The organism is Cohnella massiliensis, assembly GCF_900169535.1.
In the GTDB taxonomy this organism is placed as follows: domain Bacteria; phylum Bacillota; class Bacilli; order Paenibacillales; family Paenibacillaceae; genus Cohnella; species Cohnella algarum.
Map to the genome: position 1 here is coordinate 289,032 of NZ_LT821255.1, position 18,942 is coordinate 307,973.

General features: G+C 53.6%; 20 protein-coding genes, 1 tRNA gene and 1 pseudogene. 3 read left to right on the forward strand and 19 right to left on the reverse strand.

Going from position 1 to position 18,942, the window contains the following annotated elements:
- Positions 1 to 14 precede the first annotated feature (14 nt).
- Complete coding sequence (locus B7E11_RS04605) at positions 15 to 533, reverse strand: DJ-1/PfpI family protein (RefSeq protein WP_019154241.1); 519 nt, start codon at positions 531 to 533, stop codon at positions 15 to 17.
- A gap of 135 nt (positions 534 to 668) precedes the next feature.
- Between B7E11_RS04605 and B7E11_RS04610 the strand changes: the two genes are divergently transcribed.
- Together B7E11_RS04610 and B7E11_RS04615 are read left to right on the forward strand one after the other, a co-directional pair.
- The gene (locus B7E11_RS04610; RefSeq protein WP_010648814.1) at positions 669 to 1,049 is read left to right on the forward strand and encodes a winged helix-turn-helix transcriptional regulator; all 381 of its coding nucleotides are present in this window, start codon (positions 669 to 671) and stop codon (positions 1,047 to 1,049) included.
- Between the two features lie 368 nt (positions 1,050 to 1,417).
- Positions 1,418 to 2,638: an IS256 family transposase gene (locus tag B7E11_RS04615; RefSeq protein ID WP_080831775.1), complete on the forward strand. Its 1,221-nt coding sequence runs from the start codon at positions 1,418 to 1,420 to the stop codon at positions 2,636 to 2,638.
- On the opposite strand, the gene B7E11_RS30875 is transcribed toward B7E11_RS04615, so the two are convergent.
- The 8 genes and pseudogenes from B7E11_RS30875 to B7E11_RS04650 all read right to left on the reverse strand — a co-directional run bounded on the left by B7E11_RS30875 (position 2,541) and on the right by B7E11_RS04650 (position 7,732).
- A complete protein-coding gene (locus tag B7E11_RS30875; RefSeq protein ID WP_176220608.1) occupies positions 2,541 to 2,861 on the reverse strand; it encodes a DUF5348 domain-containing protein in 321 nt (106 codons plus the stop codon). The genes B7E11_RS04615 and B7E11_RS30875 overlap by 98 nt on opposite strands.
- 3 nt (positions 2,862 to 2,864) lie before the next feature.
- Positions 2,865 to 3,668, reverse strand: a pseudogene (locus tag B7E11_RS30750) (ExeA family protein).
- Positions 3,665 to 5,047: a DDE-type integrase/transposase/recombinase gene (locus B7E11_RS04630; protein ID WP_080832306.1), complete on the reverse strand. Its 1,383-nt coding sequence runs from the start codon at positions 5,045 to 5,047 to the stop codon at positions 3,665 to 3,667. Before B7E11_RS04630 ends, B7E11_RS30750 begins: the two are co-directional and overlap by 4 nt.
- A 172-nt stretch (positions 5,048 to 5,219) precedes the next feature.
- A complete protein-coding gene (locus tag B7E11_RS30880; protein WP_425430053.1) occupies positions 5,220 to 5,822 on the reverse strand; it encodes a DUF6431 domain-containing protein in 603 nt (200 codons plus the stop codon).
- A gap of 376 nt (positions 5,823 to 6,198) precedes the next feature.
- A tRNA-Ser gene (locus B7E11_RS04635) sits at positions 6,199 to 6,289 on the reverse strand.
- A gap of 41 nt (positions 6,290 to 6,330) precedes the next feature.
- On the reverse strand, positions 6,331 to 6,558 hold the full coding sequence (locus B7E11_RS04640) for a DUF951 domain-containing protein (RefSeq protein WP_080832429.1): 228 nt from the start codon (positions 6,556 to 6,558) through the stop codon (positions 6,331 to 6,333).
- A gap of 2 nt (positions 6,559 to 6,560) precedes the next feature.
- Positions 6,561 to 7,463, reverse strand: coding sequence for a mechanosensitive ion channel family protein (locus B7E11_RS04645; protein ID WP_139787066.1), 903 nt, complete (start codon positions 7,461 to 7,463; stop codon positions 6,561 to 6,563).
- Positions 7,464 to 7,480: 17 nt separating this feature from the next.
- Positions 7,481 to 7,732 (reverse strand): putative Se/S carrier protein, encoded by a 252-nt coding sequence (locus B7E11_RS04650; protein WP_080832430.1) that lies wholly within the window; start codon positions 7,730 to 7,732, stop codon positions 7,481 to 7,483.
- A 111-nt stretch (positions 7,733 to 7,843) separates the two neighbouring features.
- On the opposite strand from B7E11_RS04650, the gene yyaC reads away from it, so the two are divergent.
- Positions 7,844 to 8,461: a spore protease YyaC gene (yyaC, locus tag B7E11_RS04655; RefSeq protein ID WP_080832431.1), complete on the forward strand. Its 618-nt coding sequence runs from the start codon at positions 7,844 to 7,846 to the stop codon at positions 8,459 to 8,461.
- Here yyaC and B7E11_RS04660 read toward each other — a convergent pair.
- The 10 genes from B7E11_RS04660 to B7E11_RS04705 form a co-directional block, all read right to left on the reverse strand.
- A complete protein-coding gene (locus B7E11_RS04660; RefSeq protein WP_213084120.1) occupies positions 8,436 to 8,900 on the reverse strand; it encodes a DUF4446 family protein in 465 nt (154 codons plus the stop codon). The genes yyaC and B7E11_RS04660 overlap by 26 nt on opposite strands.
- Positions 8,901 to 8,957: 57 nt before the next feature.
- Positions 8,958 to 10,127 carry an aminotransferase class V-fold PLP-dependent enzyme gene (locus B7E11_RS04665; RefSeq protein ID WP_080832471.1) on the reverse strand — a complete coding sequence of 390 codons (1,170 nt, stop codon included), beginning with the start codon at positions 10,125 to 10,127 and terminating at the stop codon, positions 8,958 to 8,960.
- Between the two features lie 108 nt (positions 10,128 to 10,235).
- Positions 10,236 to 11,084, reverse strand: a complete 849-nt coding sequence (locus B7E11_RS04670) for a ParB/RepB/Spo0J family partition protein (RefSeq protein ID WP_080832433.1) — start codon at positions 11,082 to 11,084, stop codon at positions 10,236 to 10,238.
- On the reverse strand, positions 11,065 to 11,838 hold the full coding sequence (locus B7E11_RS04675) for a ParA family protein (RefSeq protein ID WP_080832434.1): 774 nt from the start codon (positions 11,836 to 11,838) through the stop codon (positions 11,065 to 11,067). The genes B7E11_RS04670 and B7E11_RS04675 overlap by 20 nt, the downstream gene beginning before the upstream one ends.
- Before the next feature lie 159 nt (positions 11,839 to 11,997).
- On the reverse strand, positions 11,998 to 12,813 hold the full coding sequence (gene noc, locus B7E11_RS04680) for a nucleoid occlusion protein (RefSeq protein ID WP_080832435.1): 816 nt from the start codon (positions 12,811 to 12,813) through the stop codon (positions 11,998 to 12,000).
- Between the two features lie 329 nt (positions 12,814 to 13,142).
- Complete coding sequence (gene rsmG / locus B7E11_RS04685; RefSeq protein ID WP_080832436.1) at positions 13,143 to 13,883, reverse strand: 16S rRNA (guanine(527)-N(7))-methyltransferase RsmG; 741 nt, start codon at positions 13,881 to 13,883, stop codon at positions 13,143 to 13,145.
- Positions 13,876 to 15,780 (reverse strand): tRNA uridine-5-carboxymethylaminomethyl(34) synthesis enzyme MnmG, encoded by a 1,905-nt coding sequence (gene mnmG, locus B7E11_RS04690; protein ID WP_080832437.1) that lies wholly within the window; start codon positions 15,778 to 15,780, stop codon positions 13,876 to 13,878. Before mnmG ends, rsmG begins: the two co-directional genes overlap by 8 nt.
- 31 nt (positions 15,781 to 15,811) lie before the next feature.
- Positions 15,812 to 17,188, reverse strand: a complete 1,377-nt coding sequence (gene mnmE, locus B7E11_RS04695; protein WP_080832438.1) for a tRNA uridine-5-carboxymethylaminomethyl(34) synthesis GTPase MnmE — start codon at positions 17,186 to 17,188, stop codon at positions 15,812 to 15,814.
- A 136-nt stretch (positions 17,189 to 17,324) separates the two neighbouring features.
- Positions 17,325 to 17,942, reverse strand: a complete 618-nt coding sequence (gene jag / locus B7E11_RS04700; protein ID WP_080832439.1) for an RNA-binding cell elongation regulator Jag/EloR — start codon at positions 17,940 to 17,942, stop codon at positions 17,325 to 17,327.
- Positions 17,881 to 18,750, reverse strand: coding sequence for a YidC/Oxa1 family membrane protein insertase (locus tag B7E11_RS04705; protein WP_080832440.1), 870 nt, complete (start codon positions 18,748 to 18,750; stop codon positions 17,881 to 17,883). Before B7E11_RS04705 ends, jag begins: the two co-directional genes overlap by 62 nt.
- Between the last annotated feature and the right edge of the window lie 192 nt (positions 18,751 to 18,942).

Here is an 18,942-nt window from a genome sequence, read left to right on the forward strand (position 1 = left end):
TATCATCTTTTAAGTTAGTTTATTGCATTAACTAGTGCTTTTGCAAATTCTTCGGCGCCATCTGGGCCGTCACCTGTGATAATGTCACTATGTGCAATAACATGTTTCTCGACATATTTTACATTATTTTCTTTCAGTTGGTCTTTTTGTACGTCAACAGGGTAGCAAGTTGCCTCTCTACCTTCAAGTAATCCGGTTTTCACAACAGTGACTGCACCAGCACAAATTCCGGTAACTATAACATTATCTTTATATGCTTTCTTTAAATAGGTGGATAATTCCTTGTTTTCCCAAAGATGATCATATGTGCCAGATCCGCCAATGACAGAAATAACGTCAAAGTCGGTTGCTGTAGTATCGGAGAAGACCTTTTCGGAAATTGCCTTACCTTCAAAGTCTCCAATAATTTCGCCAGTTTTTGTGCTTGCAATTGTTACTTCTATTCCTGCATTTTCAAGTGCCTCTTTCGGTTTAAATAATTCATCTTCATTAAATCTTTCGGGTGGTATAATTAAAAGTGCTTTTTTACTCATAATTGTTATTCCTCCTAAAATAGTTTATCTTTAACTCACATATTTATATTACAACCTGTTTGTAATTCTGAGAAGAATGCACTTTTTTGTAACAGAGTAACCTTAAAGTAACAATTGAAAGCGGAGGCCGAAGATATGTTGGATACACTTAGAGATGAAATTAAAGAGAAGATAATAAATGGTGATTACAACTGTGAAAAAGAACTTACTTTATCGATTATCAGTGGAAAGTGGAAAGTTGTGATTCTATGGCATTTAGGTGTTGAAGGTCCGCACCGCTTTAGTGAATTGCAAAGATTATTTCCTAAAATATCCCACAAAATTTTAACGAATCAATTAAAGGAATTGGTGGAAGACGGCATTGTACATCGAGAGGTTTATCCAGAAGTTCCGCCTAGAGTGGAATACTCAATGACTGAGTTGGGAATGACGTTACTTCCAATTGTGGAAATGATGTATGATTGGGGAAAAAAACGAATAGAAGAAATCAAAAGAGAAATAGGGAAATCAAATTAAAAATGATAGAGTGTTTAATTGAAAAGGTATTGTGTATAAAGGAATTACTATTAAAAAGTGATGAGGTAAGAAACCAGAGTGTCATCAGCCACTTTAATTGACGGTAGATTCGGAACCGCCAATGACGGTGGCTTTTTGCTTTCCTCACCGCCGTTTCGGAGACAATTATATTTCGCCTTTGTTTGTCGGCGTAAAAAAACTGCTCCGAAGAGCAGTTAGAACAGCGGTCGGACGCGGTACTTGGCATGTCGGTGGAGCCAGAACTTCGAATTTCCAAACTTCACGTACCAGTCCGTGAGTCTGTAAAATACTTTGTGTAAACTCTCAAACCTACTAAAATGAAATCATGGAGAGGTTGGGGAGCACACATGGGATTATGGACGAAAGAGCAGCTGCGGAGTTTCATCAAGGAGAATAATCTGGTCACCGCACAGGATGCGCAGAATGCGCTAAAGGACCTGTTTGCCGAAACGCTGCAAGAAATGCTAGAGGCCGAAATGGATACGCACCTGGGCTATAGCAAGCATGACGTGCAGAACAAGCAGACGAAGAACAGTCGCAACGGTAAGAGCAAGAAAATCGTCACTAGCGAGTACGGCGACCAGGAGATTGCCGTGCCACGGGATCGCCTGGGCGAGTTCGAGCCGCTCGTGGTGAAGAAGCATCAGTCCAACGTGACGGGGATCGAGGATCAGATCGTCGCCCTGTACGCCAAAGGCGTCAGCACGCGGGAGATCCAGGACCATCTGCAGAATCTCTATGGTTTGGAGGTCTCGCCAACCTTTATTTCCAATGTCACGAATAAGATCATTCCGCTCATCAAAGAGTGGCAGAATCGGCCGTTGCAGGGCGTATACGCGGTCGTCTTCCTGGACGCCATCCACTTCAAGGTGAAGCAAGACGGGGCGATCGTGAACAAAGCTGCCTACATGGTCATTGGGATCGACATGGACGGCAACAAGGACGTGCTGGGCATGTGGATCGGCGAGAACGAGTCCGCGAAGTTCTGGCTGAGCGTCTTGAACGATCTTAAGAATCGCGGCGTTCAGGACATCCTTATCACCTGTGTCGACAACCTCACGGGCTTCTCCCAGGCGATCTCTGCCTGTTATCCGAAGACGGAGATTCAGAAGTGCATCATCCACCAGATCCGCAACTCCACGCGCTACGTCTCCTACAAGGATCTGAAGAAGGTGACGGCCGATCTGAAGCCCATCTACAAGGCTGCTACGGAGGAAATGGCTCTGCTGGAACTCGACCGCTTTGAGGAGACGTGGGGCGCCAAGTATCCCCTTATTGTCCGCTCATGGCGCAGCAATTGGGACGAACTCGCCACCTTCTTCAAGTATCCGCCTGAGCTTCGTAAGCTCATCTACACGACGAACATGATTGAGAGCTATCATCGCCAATTGCGAAAAGTCACCAAAGGGAAAAGCATCTTCCCAAGCGACGAGGCGCTACTGAAAATGCTGTACTTAGTCACGATGGACGTCACCCGCAAATGGACCGGTCGTGTTCAAAACTGGGGACAGATGCTCCTGCAGCTCTCCGTCTTCTTTCCGGACCGGATCGGCCAGCACTTACCTTGAGGAGGCTAATCTCCCCTTCGGAGAGATGCCTATAAAAGAGTTTACACAAAATTATTGACAGACCCCAGTCCGTATCGAGCTCAAGGTTGGATGGCAAGAAGTGCTTTCCTACTTGAATCATCACGGCATCACCACAACGTAGCGAGCAAAGCAACTCTTCTCCATCGTACACGTTCCAACGCTCGGTATCTCCATGAAATCGTATCTCATTCATATTTGTCATCCCTCACTGTTCCTTAAATTCAGCTAGGATCCTCGTCACATGGACGGTATCAATCATTTTGTCTTTTCGCAGCACTGCATCCAGAAGCGCAGCGGTGCAGACGTTATTTATCTCTCGGCATATCCCCCGAGCATGCGCGTATATGGCGTCCATCGCTTCTGTCGTAAACACCGGCCCTGTACTTCCGGCAACCTCCAATTGGTGGGAGATGTAATCGCGGCACTCCTCGAGCGACAAGCCTTCCAAATGAAAACGCACGTTCATCCGCTGTGTAATCGGCTTGAAGATTCTCAGTTGCAACGTGGCCTGTAGTTCCGGCTGTCCAATGAGCAGCAGGGCATGCCGCGAAATCGTGTCCATGCGAAAATTCGTCAAAATGCGTATTTCTTGCAGCATGTCTCCTGAAAGCAGGTGCACTTCATCCTCGACAATAACGGCGACCTTCTGCTGGTTCTCGTCCAAATCGCATACGAGGTGCTGGAATTGCGGTTTGGCTTCGCTGCGGAGAAACTTGGGCGGCTAGCCGAAGTGGTGGAGGAGTTCACGGTAAAAGTCCCTTGGTTTCAGATTCGCATCCGACAGATAGATAAACCGGTACTTGTTCGGATCCAGTTGGTCTTTCAAGTAGCGAACGGCTGTCGACTTGCCGCAGCCAATTTCACCGGTGACGCAGCCAATCGAGCGAGTCATCACCATATACTGCATCCGTGCTACACATTCTTCGAATCGCTTGGAGCGGTGCAGATGCCGTGTTTCAATCTCCCGGGTGAACGGAACGCGCTCCCACCCGAAGAAACCACGAATCATGAGCGATTCACCTCTTTCATCGCTCGCGAAAGCGCAGCGCCTTGCGCTTCGCGGGTCTGCCGTTTCTGTTCTTCCACCAATAATTCCACATAGTTGAGGCCCGTCTTCGGCGGTTGCATGACGGCCTTCGGTTCATCCTGCTTCGGCCGGTTTTTCGGATCGCGGAGCTTCATTGGCTTCGCGTCTTCATAGCGCTGGCCGTCCTTCCACACCTGGATGACGGACAGGTCGTGCGGATCGAATCGCACCTGAATCTTCGAGCCGGCAAGCTCTGTCTGGACCTCGAATATCGTGCCCAGCAGCGAGATGCATCCCGTTTTGTCCACTTTGCGGGATTCCTCCAGCAAGAATACTTCTATGAGTTCATGCGGCGGCAACATGCGAATCGGGTGGTCGTCTTTTTGGTATCGGTCGACTGGGCGCTGCTTAAAGCTGTTGTGGACTTTCTGGTGGTAAGCAATCTCAAGCCACGCCGAGAAGAATCGATTCAAATCGTTAAGCGTCTGGATCTTCCCTTGTTCAATCAGGTCGTATGCCTCCGGCACAAAGCTCTGGTCGACAAATCGGAAGAACTTTTCTTGCTTCCCGCGTCCCATAGGACGTCCGGGGCGAGTATGCTTAAGCTCTGCCCCCAGTCGCCCGCAAATCCGCTCAAAATGGTGTGAAGAATAGATGGCGCCGTTATCGACATAGATCATTTCCGGCACTCCGTTCTTTAAAATCGCCTTCTTCAGGCAATCCTCCAGCCGGGCCACACGTTCCTCGAAATAGAACTGGCCATGCACAACGAAGCGAGAGTAATCGTCAATGAAAATAACCAGATAGGCCATGACCTTCTTGCCGGGCTTGTCCGGATGCGGAAGGTAAAGGGTATGCTGCACATCGCCTTGCCACATGCTATTTCGGTGCGTGGCTTCAAACCGGCGAAAGTGGCTCCACCCCGTATTCAGTAACGCTTTGCGCGTGACGCCGCGGCGGCGAAGCTGCTTGCTAAGCGTGCTTTCTTTCAGGGTGCCGGGGGCCACGAATGCCGCCAGTTCCAGAATCGCAATAATCTGCCTGACGCTTCGGCCGGGTTGCTCCTGCTTTAAGGCAATCGCTTTGGCAAGCACATCCTCGGGGATTTCCCTGGTCGTGAGTTTGTCTGCTCGGACGGAGGGCAACAGCGCCTCCCATCCGCCTTCGCGATACGCTTTTAAATATCGCTCAAGCGTTCGTAGACTAATTCTCCTTCGCTGTCCCGACGACGTTTCATACTCATGGCTTACAATTTCGCGCATCAACGCCATCTGTTCTCCGGGATCCAATTTGCGGCTAACCAGTGATGCAATTAAGCCATAACGGAAGTTGGCTTCTTGCTGCCTTGCTTGCTCATCCATGCTAAATCTCCTCTCCCTGTGGTCTATGAGAGTATCGCATAGACGCTAGAAGCCAGGGAGGGCGCATATTTTGTGGGATCAGGAGGGCAACTTGCCGTCCAGGCGATTTTTAAAGCAATTTTGGAGGCGATTTTCGTTTGCCTTGCTCCTTGGCGGTGGATGCTGAAGGGATTTATAAGCGTGATGCTACAGGTAACCTCGCATTTAGAAACGTCCAATAGCCCCGTCTGGATGCGCCAGCGGGGATGAATCGGGGTAACAGTTTGTCCAGCCAATCCAATGTATCCATTGGCGTTTGGTTCATCATGGTGGGGTAAAGGTGGAGCATATCCGTGTCGTCCCCCTGGGCTACGAGTTTCCCAGCAACCCATAGTGCTGCATCCGCTGCGCGGCGCAGATGTCTTGCCCACCAGCGTTTCAACGTACGGCGGCTATAACGCACGGCAGGAGTTGTTGTGCTTTCTGTCGTCTGCCGCCAAGAGAATCCCTTGTGCTTGCGCTTTAATGCCGCTTCTCGCACCCAAGTCGCATACCGGGCCCATGGAATCAGGAACTCCGGCAGGAGGGAGATTGTTATTCTACAGGTAGGACAATATCGACGGTAGATCGGGATCTGGATGACCTCATGCTTCGTCACAATTCCTCGCCAATAACGACCGTGTTTATGGAGAAGCCGACCGCAGTTTTCACAGCAGAGCTGGACGTCAGGAGATTGATTTCCGAATGTGCGTAAATAAGCCTTGCAAGAAAGGCCGAAATAAAGTATTTTTGACATGATGAAGTGAATGCTCCCGGGGATCCTCGCCAAAGGTTCGGGAGCATTTTCCTTTTTAATCGACAATAGCCTAACCCCCCGTCTTTGTACAGAAGGGATTAGGTTATTGTCGGCTGTTTATTCGGTTTGGCTCCGCCACACCGAAGGGCGAATTCATGCCTTTTTCCCGCCATAAAGTCAGGCGGCGAACAACCAGAGACACGCCTAATGGCATCGGCTATATACAGATTACATTGTATATTACATCGGGTGTTCATACAGAAAACCCGTTAAAAATTCAGAGTTCAAGTACTTTTATCTCGTACGTGAATCAAAATGGGCGAGAAATAAAAAAACAGCCCCTGCCGGGACCGTCGTTCGATGTTCGATATTCAGGTGGCGGAGAGGGTGGGATTCGAACCCACGCACGCCTTGCGACGCCTAGTTGATTTCGAGTCAACCCCCTTGGGCCTCTTGGGTACCTCTCCGCAACAGGAGTTATCATATCATAATTTCGCTGGACATGCAACTATGAATTCTCCTGCCCGCTGTCCGTCTCCTGCTTGCCGGCAGACCGCAACACTTTCTTCATGCTCTTCTCGAACTTCGCCCGAGGCAGCAAAATGCTATGCTTGCATTTCACGCATTTGATGCGGATGTCCATCCCCATCCGGATGATTTCCATTTCGTTGGCCCCGCACGGATGCTGCTTTTTCATCTGGACGATATCGCCGAGCTCGAATTCTTTTTTATCCATCGTCATCCCACCACCCGTTCATTGGCCTCGCGGGAAACATAGCGCGGGTTGCCCGCGTTTTCGAACGCTTTCTTGATTTCGGCGTTGAGCCGTCGGGAAACCGCAGCTTGCGTGTTCGGCTTGCAGACAGCGGTCATTCTCAGCACGACATCGCTTGCGCTTATTGTCTGGATGCCAAGCAGCTCGGGCGTGCCGACGACGTTGGCATCCTCGAACCGCTGCAGCACGCCGCGGACCGTTTCCATCGCTTCTTCCACCGAGTCGGTGGCGGCGACCGAGACGTCGACGACCGCAAGCGATTCGTTGACGGAATAGTTGGTCACGTCCACGATCGAACCGTTCGGGATAATATGAATTTCCCCCGTCCAGTTGCGGATTTTCGTCGAGCGAAGCCCGATCATTTCGACCGTGCCCTTGAACTTACCCGTTTCGATGACATCCCCGACCGAGAAATGATCCTCGAAAATGATGAAAAAACCGGTGATGACGTCCTTCACGAGACTTTGCGCGCCGAAGCCGATCGCAAGGCCCACGACGCCCGCGCCGGCGAGCAAGGGCCCGAGACTGATGTTGAATTCGCCCAGAATAAGGAGAATGACGATGAAGTTGATGACGTAGCCGGCCGTGTTTTTCAGCAGCTTGCCCACGGTCTGGAAGCGGCGCGTGCGGACTTTGATCCGTTTCGGCGAACGCACGTTGGTGAACTGGTCGATCATTCGGTTGACGATTATGCGGACGATTCGGCTTATAATCAAAATGGCGACAATCCGCAGCAGCACCGTGAGCGCCGCCATCCACATCGCGGTATCGTTCAGCGTATTCCAGATGCTATCCATAAACTCTTGCCATAGGCCGATATCGGCATTCCCGGCAAGCGTCCATCCCCAATGACTGCTCCCCTTCAAGGCTTCTCCTCCTCCTCTTACATGTCGATCTGTTCGTACCCCCCCGAACCAAGGGGCCGGAACATTCCCCGAATTTCAACCTTTTCGCCGATCAGCACCGTCCGCGCCTGCTCCAGCTCTGCCTCGGGAAACTCGATCGACAACGCGCACCCGGCCGTGATTTCCTTCGGCGTCGGGCGAATATCGATATTGATTTCGGCGTATTCCAGCAGCATTTCCGCCCGCAGCGCTTGCTGCGTCGAATCGAAAGCGATCAGAAGCGAATCCATCCGTGAGCCTCCTTCTCCTGGACGCCCGCAAAAGCCCGTCCCAATTGAGTATAAAAGCGTTATTCCGTCCATATACTAGTAACAACCTATGGGAGGAGGCGAAGCAGACGAATGAACGGCGCTTGGGAGAAACGGCAGCAATCATCCGGCGAATCGGCTGCGCTCTCTTTAAAAATTCATTACAACGAACCTGCCGTCCATCATCGATTGACCGAACGTTTGAGAACTCAACTGGAGTCCCTGCAGCCGGACAGGCCTATCGCCGTTGTCTGCGTAGGCACGGACCGCTCCACGGGCGATTCTCTCGGCCCGCTTGTCGGCAGCCTGCTCTCTCGGGAGACGAACCCGCAATTCGACCTGTACGGAACGTTGGACGAACCCGTCCACGCCATGAACCTGAACGACACGCTTGCGAAAATAATGCGGACGCCGCGCCAGCCGTTTGTCATTGCCGTCGACGCTTGTCTCGGACAAGTCTCCAGCGTCGGCTGCATTCAGCTGGGCATCGGTCCCGTCCGTCCCGGCGCTGGCGTCAACAAGGACCTTCCGCCCGTCGGGGACGTTCATCTGACCGGCATCGTCAACGTCGGAGGCTTTATGGAATATTTCGTCCTGCAAAACACGCGCCTGAATTTGGTGATGAAGATGTCGGACATCATCGCCCAAAGCATCCTTCTCGCCATCCGGACGGCGAGATCGGCTCCTATTCCTTTTGCAGCGCCTGATTGATCGCGGTCTTTTCCTCGGGGGTCAGCATGTAAGCCGACTGGCCTTTGTCGAGCGGCTTGGCGTACAAAAACGCCTGTTCCCGGCTGTGAATGCAGGTAATGACGACCCCGTCCTGCTGGTCGTTCACGATCGCGACGGAAAAGCTGAGGTCGCTGCCCGTATCCGCAAACGCGTTGAAACGATGAACGCCGATCCGTCCTTTCAGCGCGGTCAGGCGTTTATCCTGTTTATTCTGGCGCGCTTCAAGCTCGTCTTGGCGCGCGCTCGTTTCGCCGAGTTTTCGATGCAGCGACTCCATCACCTCTTCCAGCTTCGGCACGCCGGTTTCTCCGACGAGCTGGCGATGGGACTTTTTCAGTTTGCGAACTTTGACACCCAATACGATCAATCCGATCAACGCCGCGGCAACCATCAGGCCTTCCAATGCAACGATCGCCAACCAAACTTCCTCTTCAAGCCCGAACATGCCTTCTCCCCCATGCCCATTCAATCGATATTAGTTATGTTTTACCCCGTGGCCCGACAGTTCGCGCACCGCTTCGATCAACGACGCGATTTCCGATTCGGTCGTAAAATATCCGGGGCTGGCCCGCACCGCTCCGGTCTCCGTCGTCCCCGCGCTCTCGTGGCCGAGCGGCGTGCAATGATAGCCCGCCCGGACGGCAATGCCGAATTCGCGGTCGAGCCGAAACGCGATTTCGGAAGGATCGGCCCCTTCCGTCAGAAACGAGACGATCGCGGTTCGTTCCTCCGCGATGCCGGGACCGAGCAGCTTGACGCCCGGAATCGCCTCCAGCCCTTCCATCAGCCGTCTCGTCAACGCTAGCTCGCGCTCGTGGATTCGCCGCGGCGTTTGCTCCAGCACGAACTTGACCCCTGCCGCGAGCCCGGCAATCCCCACCGTATTCGGAGTGCCTGCCTCATACCGGTCCGGCCGAACCGCCGGTTGCTCCGGCGCTTCGGACTTGCTGCCCGTTCCGCCGTGCATGAGCGGTTCCAGATCGAGATCGGGGTGAATATACAGCCCCCCCGTCCCCTGCGGCCCCAGCAGTCCCTTATGGCCGGGAAAAGCCAGCATGTCGATCCCCATCGCCTCGACGTCGAGATCGAGCACGCCGGCGCTCTGCGCCGCGTCCACGAGCAGTTTGACGCCATGCTTTCTGGCGATTTCGCCGATCTCGCCGACCGGGGCGATCGTGCCGAGCAGATTCGAACTGTGCCCAAGCGCGATAAGCCGCGTTTCCGAACGGATCGCCTCCCGGACTTTTCGCGGGTCGAGGCGGCCCTGCGCATCGGTTCCTACGTAAGTAACGTTTAAGCCAAGCTTCCGTTTCATCGCTTCCAGCGGCCTGCGCACGGAATTGTGCTCGATGCTCGTCGTCACGACATGATCGCCCGCCCGAAGCCATCCGGCAAGCGCCATGTTGAGCGCATGCGTCGTATTGAGCGCGAACGCGATATCGTTCGGATTGCCGACGCGAAACAGCTTGGCCAGCGCCTTGCGGCCCTCGAACAACACCCGGCTTGCCTGCACCGCCATCCGGTGGCCTCCGCGCCCCGGGTTCGCGGCCGCTTCCCGCATGCAGCGTTCCATCGCTTCCATGACCTGCGGCGGTTTCGGCCAAGTCGTGGCCGCGTTATCCATGTATATGATCCCTTTATCCATCGTATCCATCAGTATACCCCTTCATCGTCATCCTGACGCAAGGATAGCATACCTCAGTTTAATCTTTTGGAAAAAAGATTACAACTTGGGTATGCCATCCGATTGTCATTATGCCAACGCCTGAAGAATTTCCAAAATCCGCTCCAGATCGTTTTTGCTGAAATACGTCAATTCGATGCGGCCTTTATCTTTGCTCGCCTTGATTCGCACGGTCGTCTTGAACTTTTCCCGAAGCATCGCTTCCATCTCGTCGATGTAGGGATCGCGTTTTTTCGCTTTCGGTTTTTCCTTCCCTTTCGCTTTGACGTCGAGTTGTTGGACCGCATCCTCCAGCTCCCGCACGCTCCAGGAATTCGCCACCGCCTGCTTGGACAGCTCGATTACTTTTTTATTTTCTTTGACCCCGGCGAGCGCTCTCGCGTGTCCCATGCTCAATGTTCCACGTGAAACATGTTCCTTGATTTCGTCCGGCAGCGCCAGCAATCTCAAAAAGTTGGCGATATGCGAACGGGACTTCCCGACCTTGAGCGACAACTCCTCCTGGGTTAACGAAAACTGATCCATAATCGCCTGGTAGGCGACCGCGACCTCGATCGCGTTCAAATCTTCCCGCTGCACGTTTTCGATCAAGGCGATTTCCATCACCTGCTGATCGCTGTACGTGCGCACGACCGCCGGAATCGTCGGATTGCCCAGCAGCTGCGATGCCCGGAACCGCCGCTCGCCGGCGATGATTTCGTAACCGCGCAGCGCCGCCCGCACGACGATCGGCTGAATGACGCCGTGCTCGCGAATCGATTCCGCCAGTTCCTTGATCGCGTTCTCGTCGAACGTTTTCCGAGGCTGATACGGATTCGCCCGCAATTGCGCGAGAGGAATCTCTATGATTTTATCGTCTTCATTGATCGACAACGAATTGAATAAGGCGTCAATTCCCTTACCTAGCCGCTTGCTCATACGTAATCACTTCCTTCGCCAGTTCGAGGTATACCTCAGCGCCTTTGGATTTAGGATCGTATGTGATGATGGATTGACCATGCGAAGGGGCTTCGCTCAGTCGAACGTTGCGAGGGATGACCGTCTGGTACACCTTTTGTTGAAAATACTTTTTGACTTCTTCGATGACCTGAATGCCCAAATTCGTCCGCGCGTCGAACATCGTGCACAGAACGCCTTCGATTTGCAGCGACGTGTTCAAATGTTTCTGCACGATCCGGATCGTGTTCAGCAGTTGGCTCAATCCTTCGAGGGCGTAATACTCGCACTGGATCGGAATGAGCACGGAATCGGCGGCCGTAAGCGAGTTGATCGTCAGAAGGCCGAGCGAAGGCGGACAATCGATTAAAATGTAATCGTAGTCGTTGCGCACCGTCGCCAACGCTTTCTTCAAACGAACCTCCCGCGAAATCGTCGGCACGAGCTCCACTTCCGCTCCGGCCAATTGAATCGTGGCGGGAATCAGCTTCAAATTCGGAAGCCCCGTTTCGACGATCGTTTGGCTCGGATGGACATCGTTGATCAGGATGTCGTAGATGCAATATTCGACATCCGCCTTGTTAATTCCGACACCGCTCGTCGTATTCCCTTGGGGATCGATGTCGACAATGAGCACCTTGCGGCCCAATGTTGACAAGCAGGCCCCCAAATTGACCGATGTCGTGGTTTTGCCGACGCCGCCTTTTTGATTGGCTATGGCAATAATTTTAGACAAACTCATTCACCTCAATATAAACTGCTCTTGCATAATGCGGAAAAGAAGAACATGCGGCCCGTATTCGGCACCGCATGTGCAAGTGTCCCAGGAGTTTATCCGCCTTGCGACGCCGCTTCGATGCCGCAACAACCGGCAACGCCGGACGTCGGACAATCGTTACCGCTTCGGAATATGGATGACGATCTCAATATGGTCTTCGCAGTCGCGTTCGCTCGATTTAATCGGGATTCCCGAACCGGTAACCATATCGACCGATTGGCGAATCGTATTCAGCGCAAGACGCACGTCCTTCGTGAAGGAAACCCGCTTGGATTTCGGCTTCTTGTTCGCCTCCAGCAGGAAGGCGATTCTCGTTTCCGTCTGCTTGACGTTCCATTCCTTGTCGATGATGTCTTGCAGAACTTTATTTTGCAGTTCCTCATCGGGCAAAGCCAGCATGGCGCGGGCATGCCGCTCGGTAATCTTCCGTTCGAGCAGCGCGGTCTTTACGGTTTCCCCCAACTGAAGCAGCCGAATTTTGTTCGCGATGGTGGATTGACTCTTCCCGAGTCGCTGCGCAAGGCTTTCCTGCGTCAATTGATGGAGATCCATCAATTTCTGATAAGCGACCGCTTCCTCGATGGCCGTCAACCCTTCGCGTTGAAGGTTTTCGATCAATGCCATCGATGCCGCTTGCGAATCGTTAATTTCGCGTACGATTGCCGGAATGTTATCCATTCCGAGCTTGGTCACGGCACGCCAACGACGCTCGCCGGCAATCAGCTCATATTTGCCGTTGCGAAGACGGACGACGACCGGTTGAATGACACCAAGCGTTTTGATCGTTTGACAGAGTTCGTCGATTCGTTCGTCGTCAAATACCGATCGGGGCTGATACGGACTCGGAACGATATCCGCAACAGGGATTTGCTTCACTTCTTCCTGATTGCTCCGATCCGACAGCCCGAAAATACGCGACAACGGTTCTCTCATATTCCTTTTACCACCACGTTCATATTATATAGGAGATTCTAAACCAGCGAAACACAAACGAGCCTAAACTGCTTTTGGAAAATAACGTCTTCTTGCGATTTCCGGCTTGACTTCACAAAAACGCCGCTGCATATTGACGAAAAAGCGCCGCATTTCCACGCCTTTACAGCGCATATGCGGCACGTCGCTTTTCTCCGTATGTATTTAATTCGCTATCGAAAGCCATTCTCCTGCTTTTGAAAAAACTTTCATAGCTTTGACAAGAAAAAAATGTTCCACGTGAAACACGTTCGGCGCGAACGCCGTCATGTTCCACGTGAAACATTCGATCAAATGCGGATGCCCCCGGACAACAATGGGGTTTTGAGCGGTATGCCCGCTTTTCGCGGATATGCCTTTGGCGTCGAATCCTTTTTGCTCATGACGATCAAATGACGCTCGGACTTTTCGATCGGCAGCTCCAGCCGCTTCGTCCATTCGATTTCGGCATTCAATTTCCCCGCGCTGAATTTGCTTTCCTCCAGCTCTTCGGCGATATCCGAACCCTTCATGGCGATAAACCGGCCTCCGGGTTTCGCAAAAGGAAGACAAAGTTCGTTGAGTCCGGCAAGGCGGGCCACCGCTCGCGCCGTCACGATGTCGTGTCGGTCCCGTTGTTCGGGAAGCCGGGCCACATCCTCCGCCCGACCGTGCAGACAGGCAACATCCTCCAAACCGAGCGAAGCGACGACTTCCTCCAAAAAACGAATGCGCTTGGCCAGCGAATCGACGATCGTGACCCGAAGCGCCGGGAACGCGATTTTCAGCGGGATCGACGGAAAGCCGGCTCCCGAACCGATATCCGCAAGAGAAGCCGGTCCGGAAAGATCGGCGACGGTCGCCGGCGTTAACGAATCGTAAAAATGCTTTTCGTAAACGGCTGCTCTTTCCGTGATGCCGGTCAAATTCATTTTTTCGTTCCACTCGACAAGAAGCCGGTAATACGTTTCGAACTGATCCAACTGCCGAGCCCCGAGCTCGATGCCGAGGCCGGCGGCCTCGTTTTTCAGCCAGGTTTGGAGCTCATCCATGCTGCACCCGCGCTGCCGTCACCCGGTTGTAATGCTCCAGATGCACGAGCAGAATCGATAGGTCGGACGGCGTGACGCCCGAAATCCGCGATGCCTGGCCGAGCGAGATCGGTCGGATTTTATCGAGCTTTTGCCGGGCTTCCGTCGCGAGCCCGTGAATAACGCTGTAGTCGATATCGTCCGGAATCCGCTTTTTCTCCATTTTGGCCAATCGTTCGACTTGCTGAAGCTGCTTTTCGATATATCCGGTGTACTTCGTTTGGATTTCGACTTGTTCCTTCATATCGTCGGTCAATTCGAACGGCGACGGCGACAAAGCTTCCAAGTGCGCGTACGTCACTTCCGGACGGCGCAGCAGCGTCAACCCGTCGACCGAATTGACGATCGGCGCCGAACCTGTCGAAGCGAGCATCGCCTGCACGCGTTCGTCGGGACGGAATTTCGTTTCCTTCAATCGCCCGATTTCCGCTTCTACGGTGTTTTTCTTGTGCAGGAATTTTTGATAGCGTTGTTCGGAAATCAAGCCGATTTCGAAGCCGAGCGGCGTCAGCCGCAAATCCGCGTTGTCGTGGCGAAGAAGCAGCCGATATTCCGCCCGCGAAGTAAGCAGACGATACGGCTCGTTCGTTCCCTTCGTCACCAGGTCGTCGATCATGACGCCGATATAGCCATGCGAACGATCGATAATGACCGGATCGAGGCCTTTCGCTTTCCGCGCTGCGTTGATCCCGGCCATAATTCCTTGTCCGGCCGCTTCCTCGTACCCCGACGTTCCGTTGATTTGGCCGGCGGTGAACAGGTTCGGGACCTGCTTCGTTTCCAGCGAAGGCCAAAGCTGCGTCGGCACGACCGCGTCGTATTCGATCGCATAGCCGGTGCGCATCATTTCGACCTTTTCCAATCCCGGAATGGAACGCAAAATGCGCAGCTGCACGTCCTCCGGCATGCTCGTCGAAAGGCCCTGCACATAGTATTCCTTCGTATTGCGGCCTTCCGGCTCCAGGAAAATCTGATGCTTCGGCTTGTCGGCGAAGCGAACGATTTTGTCCTCGATCGAAGGGCAGTAGCGCGGTCCGGTGCCCTCGATCGCACCCGAGAACATCGGGGCCCGATGCAGATTATCGTTAATGATCTTGTGCGTTTCTTCCGACGTATACGTCAGCCAGCACGGCAGCTGCTCGTTCGCCCGCTCTTCGTACTCGGTTTCGAACGAGAAATATTTCGGCTGCGCGTCGCCGGGCTGAATTTCCGTTTTCGAAAAATCGATCGTATCCTGGTGAACGCGCGGCGGGGTCCCCGTTTTGAAGCGAACGAGCTCAAGGCCCAGGTCCTTCAGCGATTGCGACAGCTTAACCGAAGGCTGTTGATTGTTCGGACCGCTCTCGTACATCAGCTCGCCGATGATGACTTTCCCGCGCAAGTATGTCCCGGTCGTCAGTACGACCGTTTTCGCGCGATATTCGGCCCCCGTTTTCGTCACGACGCCGCGGCAAATGCCGTCTTCGACGATCAGTTCCTCGACCATGCCTTGGCGAAGCGTCAGCTTCTCCTGCTTTTCGATCGTTTCTTTCATCATATGCTGGTACAAAAATTTATCGGCTTGCGCCCGAAGCGCATGCACGGCCGGACCTTTGCCCGTGTTCAGCATGCGCATTTGAATAAACGTCTTGTCGATATTGCGGCCCATCTCGCCGCCGAGCGCGTCGATTTCGCGGACGACGTGGCCTTTGGCCGGGCCGCCGATCGACGGGTTGCATGGCATAAACGCCACCATATCCAAATTGATCGTCAGCAGCAGCGTTTCGCATCCCATCCGGGCCGCGGCCAGCGCTGCTTCGACGCCCGCATGGCCGGCGCCGACGACCAATACTTCGTATTGTCCTGCTTCGTAACTCATTTTCGTCCCTCCTTATAGCTAACCCATTATATCATTTGCCCAAGCAAAATTTAGAGAAAATTTGATCCAGCAGCGACTCTCCGACGGAATCGCCGACAATTTCGCCCAGCGTCTCCCACGCCGAGGAAAGATCGATTTGAATCAAATCGATCGGCACGCCGCTCTCCGCTCCCTCCATCGCATCCCGAAGCGACGATACGGCCTGGTGAAACAGCGCGATATGGCGCGCATTGCTCACGTACGTCATATCCTCCGTCTCGACTCCGCCGCCCAAGAACAGGCCGGAAACGGCTGCTTCCAAGTTTTCCAGTCCAGTTCCTTCCTTCGCTGACAAATAAATCAATCGTTCCTTCGGGAACCTCTTCTCCACCTCTTCGATCTCCAGCTTGCGCTCGAGGTCGATTTTGTTGATAACGGCGATGGCGGGGCGATCTTGCAGTTCGTCCAGAAGGCGGAGCTCCTCTTCGTTAAGCGGTTCGTTCATATTCAAAACGAGCAGGATCAGATCCGCTTCGTTCAAAGCTCCGCGCGAGCGTTCCACGCCGATCTTCTCCACCACGTCGCTCGTTTCCCGAATGCCCGCGGTATCGAGCAACCGCAGCGGAATGCCGGCGAGCGATACCGACTCTTCTATAATATCGCGCGTCGTCCCGGGAATGTCGGTCACGATCGCCTTGTTTTCCCGAGCGAGCGCATTTAATAAGGAAGACTTGCCCGCGTTCGGCCGGCCGACGATCGCCGTCACGATCCCTTCCCGCAAAATCTTGCCTTCGTTTGCGGATTTCAATAAACGCTCGACTTCTTCCAGCACTTCGGCGCATCGCTCTTTGATCATTCCGGCCGTCACTTCGGCTACATCGTGCTCCGGATAATCGATGTTCACCTCGACGTGGGCCAACAGCTCGATCAGTTTGTTCCTGAGCGGAGCGATCCGCTGCGACAGCAGCCCTTCCGATTGCCGCTTCGCTACCTGGAACGCCCGCTCCGACTTCGAGCGGATCAGATCGATGACCGCTTCCGCCTGCGCCAGATCGATGCGGCCGTTCAGGAACGCCCGTTTCGTAAATTCGCCCGGCTCCGCCAGGCGCACTCCGCTGCGAAGCACGAGCGCAAGTACCGCCTGAACCGCGACGATGCCGCCGTGGGTGCTGATTTCCACCACGTCTTCGGCCGTGAACGACCGCGGCCCCTTCATCACCGACACCAGCACTTCGTCGATTTTGCCGCCGCTGGCCGGATCGACGATATGGCCATAATGAATCGTATGCGAATCCGCCTCGCGCAAATCGATTCTCGATCGGAACAGGGAGGCGATTTTCGTTATCGCTTCGGGACCGCTCACCCGGATGACGGCAACGCTGCTCTCTCCCATCGCGGTGGCGATCGCCGCAATCGTATCTTCGGTCATGCTGCATCCCTCCAATATCGGTTCGCTTCCTTAATGCAAGTAAAACGGCTGCGCCAGCTTGCCCAGGCGCACCCGTTTCCAGAAAAAACGCAATGTCCCGCAACTCGTTGCGGTTTCCATTGCGCAGCTGCATCGATTATTTCAAAGCGATGACGACGCTTCGGTTCGGTTCATCGCCTTTGCTGTACGTCTTCACCAGCGGATGGGATTGCAGACGGGCGTGAATCACTTTGCGCTCCTGCGAGGACATCGGTTCGAGCACGACTTCTTTCCGCGTTTTGACGACTTTATCCGCCATTCTCTCCGACAGCGACTCCAACGTCGTCTGACGGCGTTCGCGAAAATTTTCGGCATCGAGCACGATCCGCAAATGCCGGTCCGAATGCCGGTTCGCCACGATGTTCATCAAAAACTGAAGCGAATCCAGCGTCTGGCCGCGCCGTCCGATCAGCATGCCGAGGTCCGAGCCCGTCAAATTGATCCGCACGCCGTCGCGGTCGTCCGACCGCTTCGCTCTTACGTTCACGTTCATGGCTTCGGTCACTTCGCCGAGAAAGCGCATCGCTTCTTCCACGCCGTCGGGAATCAGCTCGAGCTCCACTTTCGCATCCTTGGCTCCGAACAGACCGAATAACCCCTTGCTAGGTTGCTCCAGGACCGCGACTTTTACCCGATCCTGGCCGACACCGAGCTCATTTAGACCGTTTTTTAGTGCTTCTTCCACCGTTTTTCCTGACGCCACCAGCTTTTTCATGAGCTTTGGCCTCCTTGCCAGAAGTCGCTTCCGGTTTCGGGGAACGTCCGCGTCCGTACATAAAGTAGTTTTGGATGATCGTATAGATGTTGCTGTAAATCCAGTAAAGCGGCAAAGCGACCGGGAACGAGAGCGCCATGACGAAGATCATGATCGGGAATACGAACATGAGCACCTTCATCGGTCCCATTTGCTGCTGCGGCTGAAGAGCGATCATCATCCACGATTGGACGAACGTCGTCAGCGCGGCGACGACCGGGATCAAATAATAGTACCAGGTTCCGGACTGCGACGGGGACAACCCGAGCTCAAGTCCGATAAACGTATGGGTCCGAATCGCGCTGTTCATGAAAATCGAGTTATAAAGCGCGATGAAGATCGGCATCTGGATGAGAAGCGGAAAACAGCCGGCCAGCGGGTTGACCTGATTTTCCTGGTAAAGCTTCATCATCTCTTCCTGCATTTTCTGCGGGTTGTCCTTATGCTTCTCCCGCAGCTTCATGATTTCCGGCTGCAGCTTCTGCATCGCCTTCGAACTCTTGTACTGTTTGATCGAAAGCGGCAATATAAGCGTCCGCACGATAATGGTCAGCAGTAAAATGGATAACCCGTAAGACCCCTGGAACCAATCCGCGAACGTGTCCAGCATAAGCGAAAACCAGTAAACGACGTTTCGCTGCCACCATCCGCCCTCCAGCATATCTTCGGTCGTCGTCGTCGCCGTATTGGTAGGCGCGCATCCGGACAACACCAGAATCGCCGTCAGCAGCAAGCCGCCGGCAATCCACCATTTGCGATTTCGCAGCAACACCAAAAACTCCTCTCGAGCATGTGCGTAAGCAAGCTTGGCTTGTCCAAGCAGAAACGCCGGAAAATATCGATACGATTCGATTGAGTTAAAACGATTCCATCTTCCAATATACCATAAGACTAAAGGCAAAGGAAAGCGCGCGGCTGACCGTTTTTCGACTTGGGGGACACGCCTCCGGCCCCTCTCCCT

What these genes read in the sequence shown, in the direction of transcription:
- B7E11_RS30880 (WP_425430053.1), bottom strand. Translation starts at nt 5,822, where the DNA reads ATGTCAAAAATACTTTATTTCGGCCTTTCTTGCAAGGCTTATTTACGC.
- B7E11_RS04670 (WP_080832433.1), bottom strand. Translation starts at nt 11,084, where the DNA reads ATGAGCAAGCGGCTAGGTAAGGGAATTGACGCCTTATTCAATTCGTTG.
- B7E11_RS04650 (WP_080832430.1), bottom strand. Translation starts at nt 7,732, where the DNA reads ATGGATTCGCTTCTGATCGCTTTCGATTCGACGCAGCAAGCGCTGCGG.
- B7E11_RS04640 (WP_080832429.1), bottom strand. Translation starts at nt 6,558, where the DNA reads ATGGATAAAAAAGAATTCGAGCTCGGCGATATCGTCCAGATGAAAAAG.
- B7E11_RS04615 (WP_080831775.1), top strand. Translation starts at nt 1,418, where the DNA reads ATGGGATTATGGACGAAAGAGCAGCTGCGGAGTTTCATCAAGGAGAAT.
- mnmG (WP_080832437.1), bottom strand. Translation starts at nt 15,780, where the DNA reads ATGAGTTACGAAGCAGGACAATACGAAGTATTGGTCGTCGGCGCCGGC.
- B7E11_RS04605 (WP_019154241.1), bottom strand. Translation starts at nt 533, where the DNA reads ATGAGTAAAAAAGCACTTTTAATTATACCACCCGAAAGATTTAATGAA.
- jag (WP_080832439.1), bottom strand. Translation starts at nt 17,942, where the DNA reads ATGAAAAAGCTGGTGGCGTCAGGAAAAACGGTGGAAGAAGCACTAAAA.
- B7E11_RS30875 (WP_176220608.1), bottom strand. Translation starts at nt 2,861, where the DNA reads ATGACAAATATGAATGAGATACGATTTCATGGAGATACCGAGCGTTGG.
- B7E11_RS04630 (WP_080832306.1), bottom strand. Translation starts at nt 5,047, where the DNA reads ATGGATGAGCAAGCAAGGCAGCAAGAAGCCAACTTCCGTTATGGCTTA.
- mnmE (WP_080832438.1), bottom strand. Translation starts at nt 17,188, where the DNA reads ATGACCGAAGATACGATTGCGGCGATCGCCACCGCGATGGGAGAGAGC.
- noc (WP_080832435.1), bottom strand. Translation starts at nt 12,813, where the DNA reads ATGAGAGAACCGTTGTCGCGTATTTTCGGGCTGTCGGATCGGAGCAAT.
- yyaC (WP_080832431.1), top strand. Translation starts at nt 7,844, where the DNA reads ATGAACGGCGCTTGGGAGAAACGGCAGCAATCATCCGGCGAATCGGCT.
- B7E11_RS04610 (WP_010648814.1), top strand. Translation starts at nt 669, where the DNA reads ATGTTGGATACACTTAGAGATGAAATTAAAGAGAAGATAATAAATGGT.
- rsmG (WP_080832436.1), bottom strand. Translation starts at nt 13,883, where the DNA reads ATGGATGAGCTCCAAACCTGGCTGAAAAACGAGGCCGCCGGCCTCGGC.
- B7E11_RS04665 (WP_080832471.1), bottom strand. Translation starts at nt 10,127, where the DNA reads ATGGATAAAGGGATCATATACATGGATAACGCGGCCACGACTTGGCCG.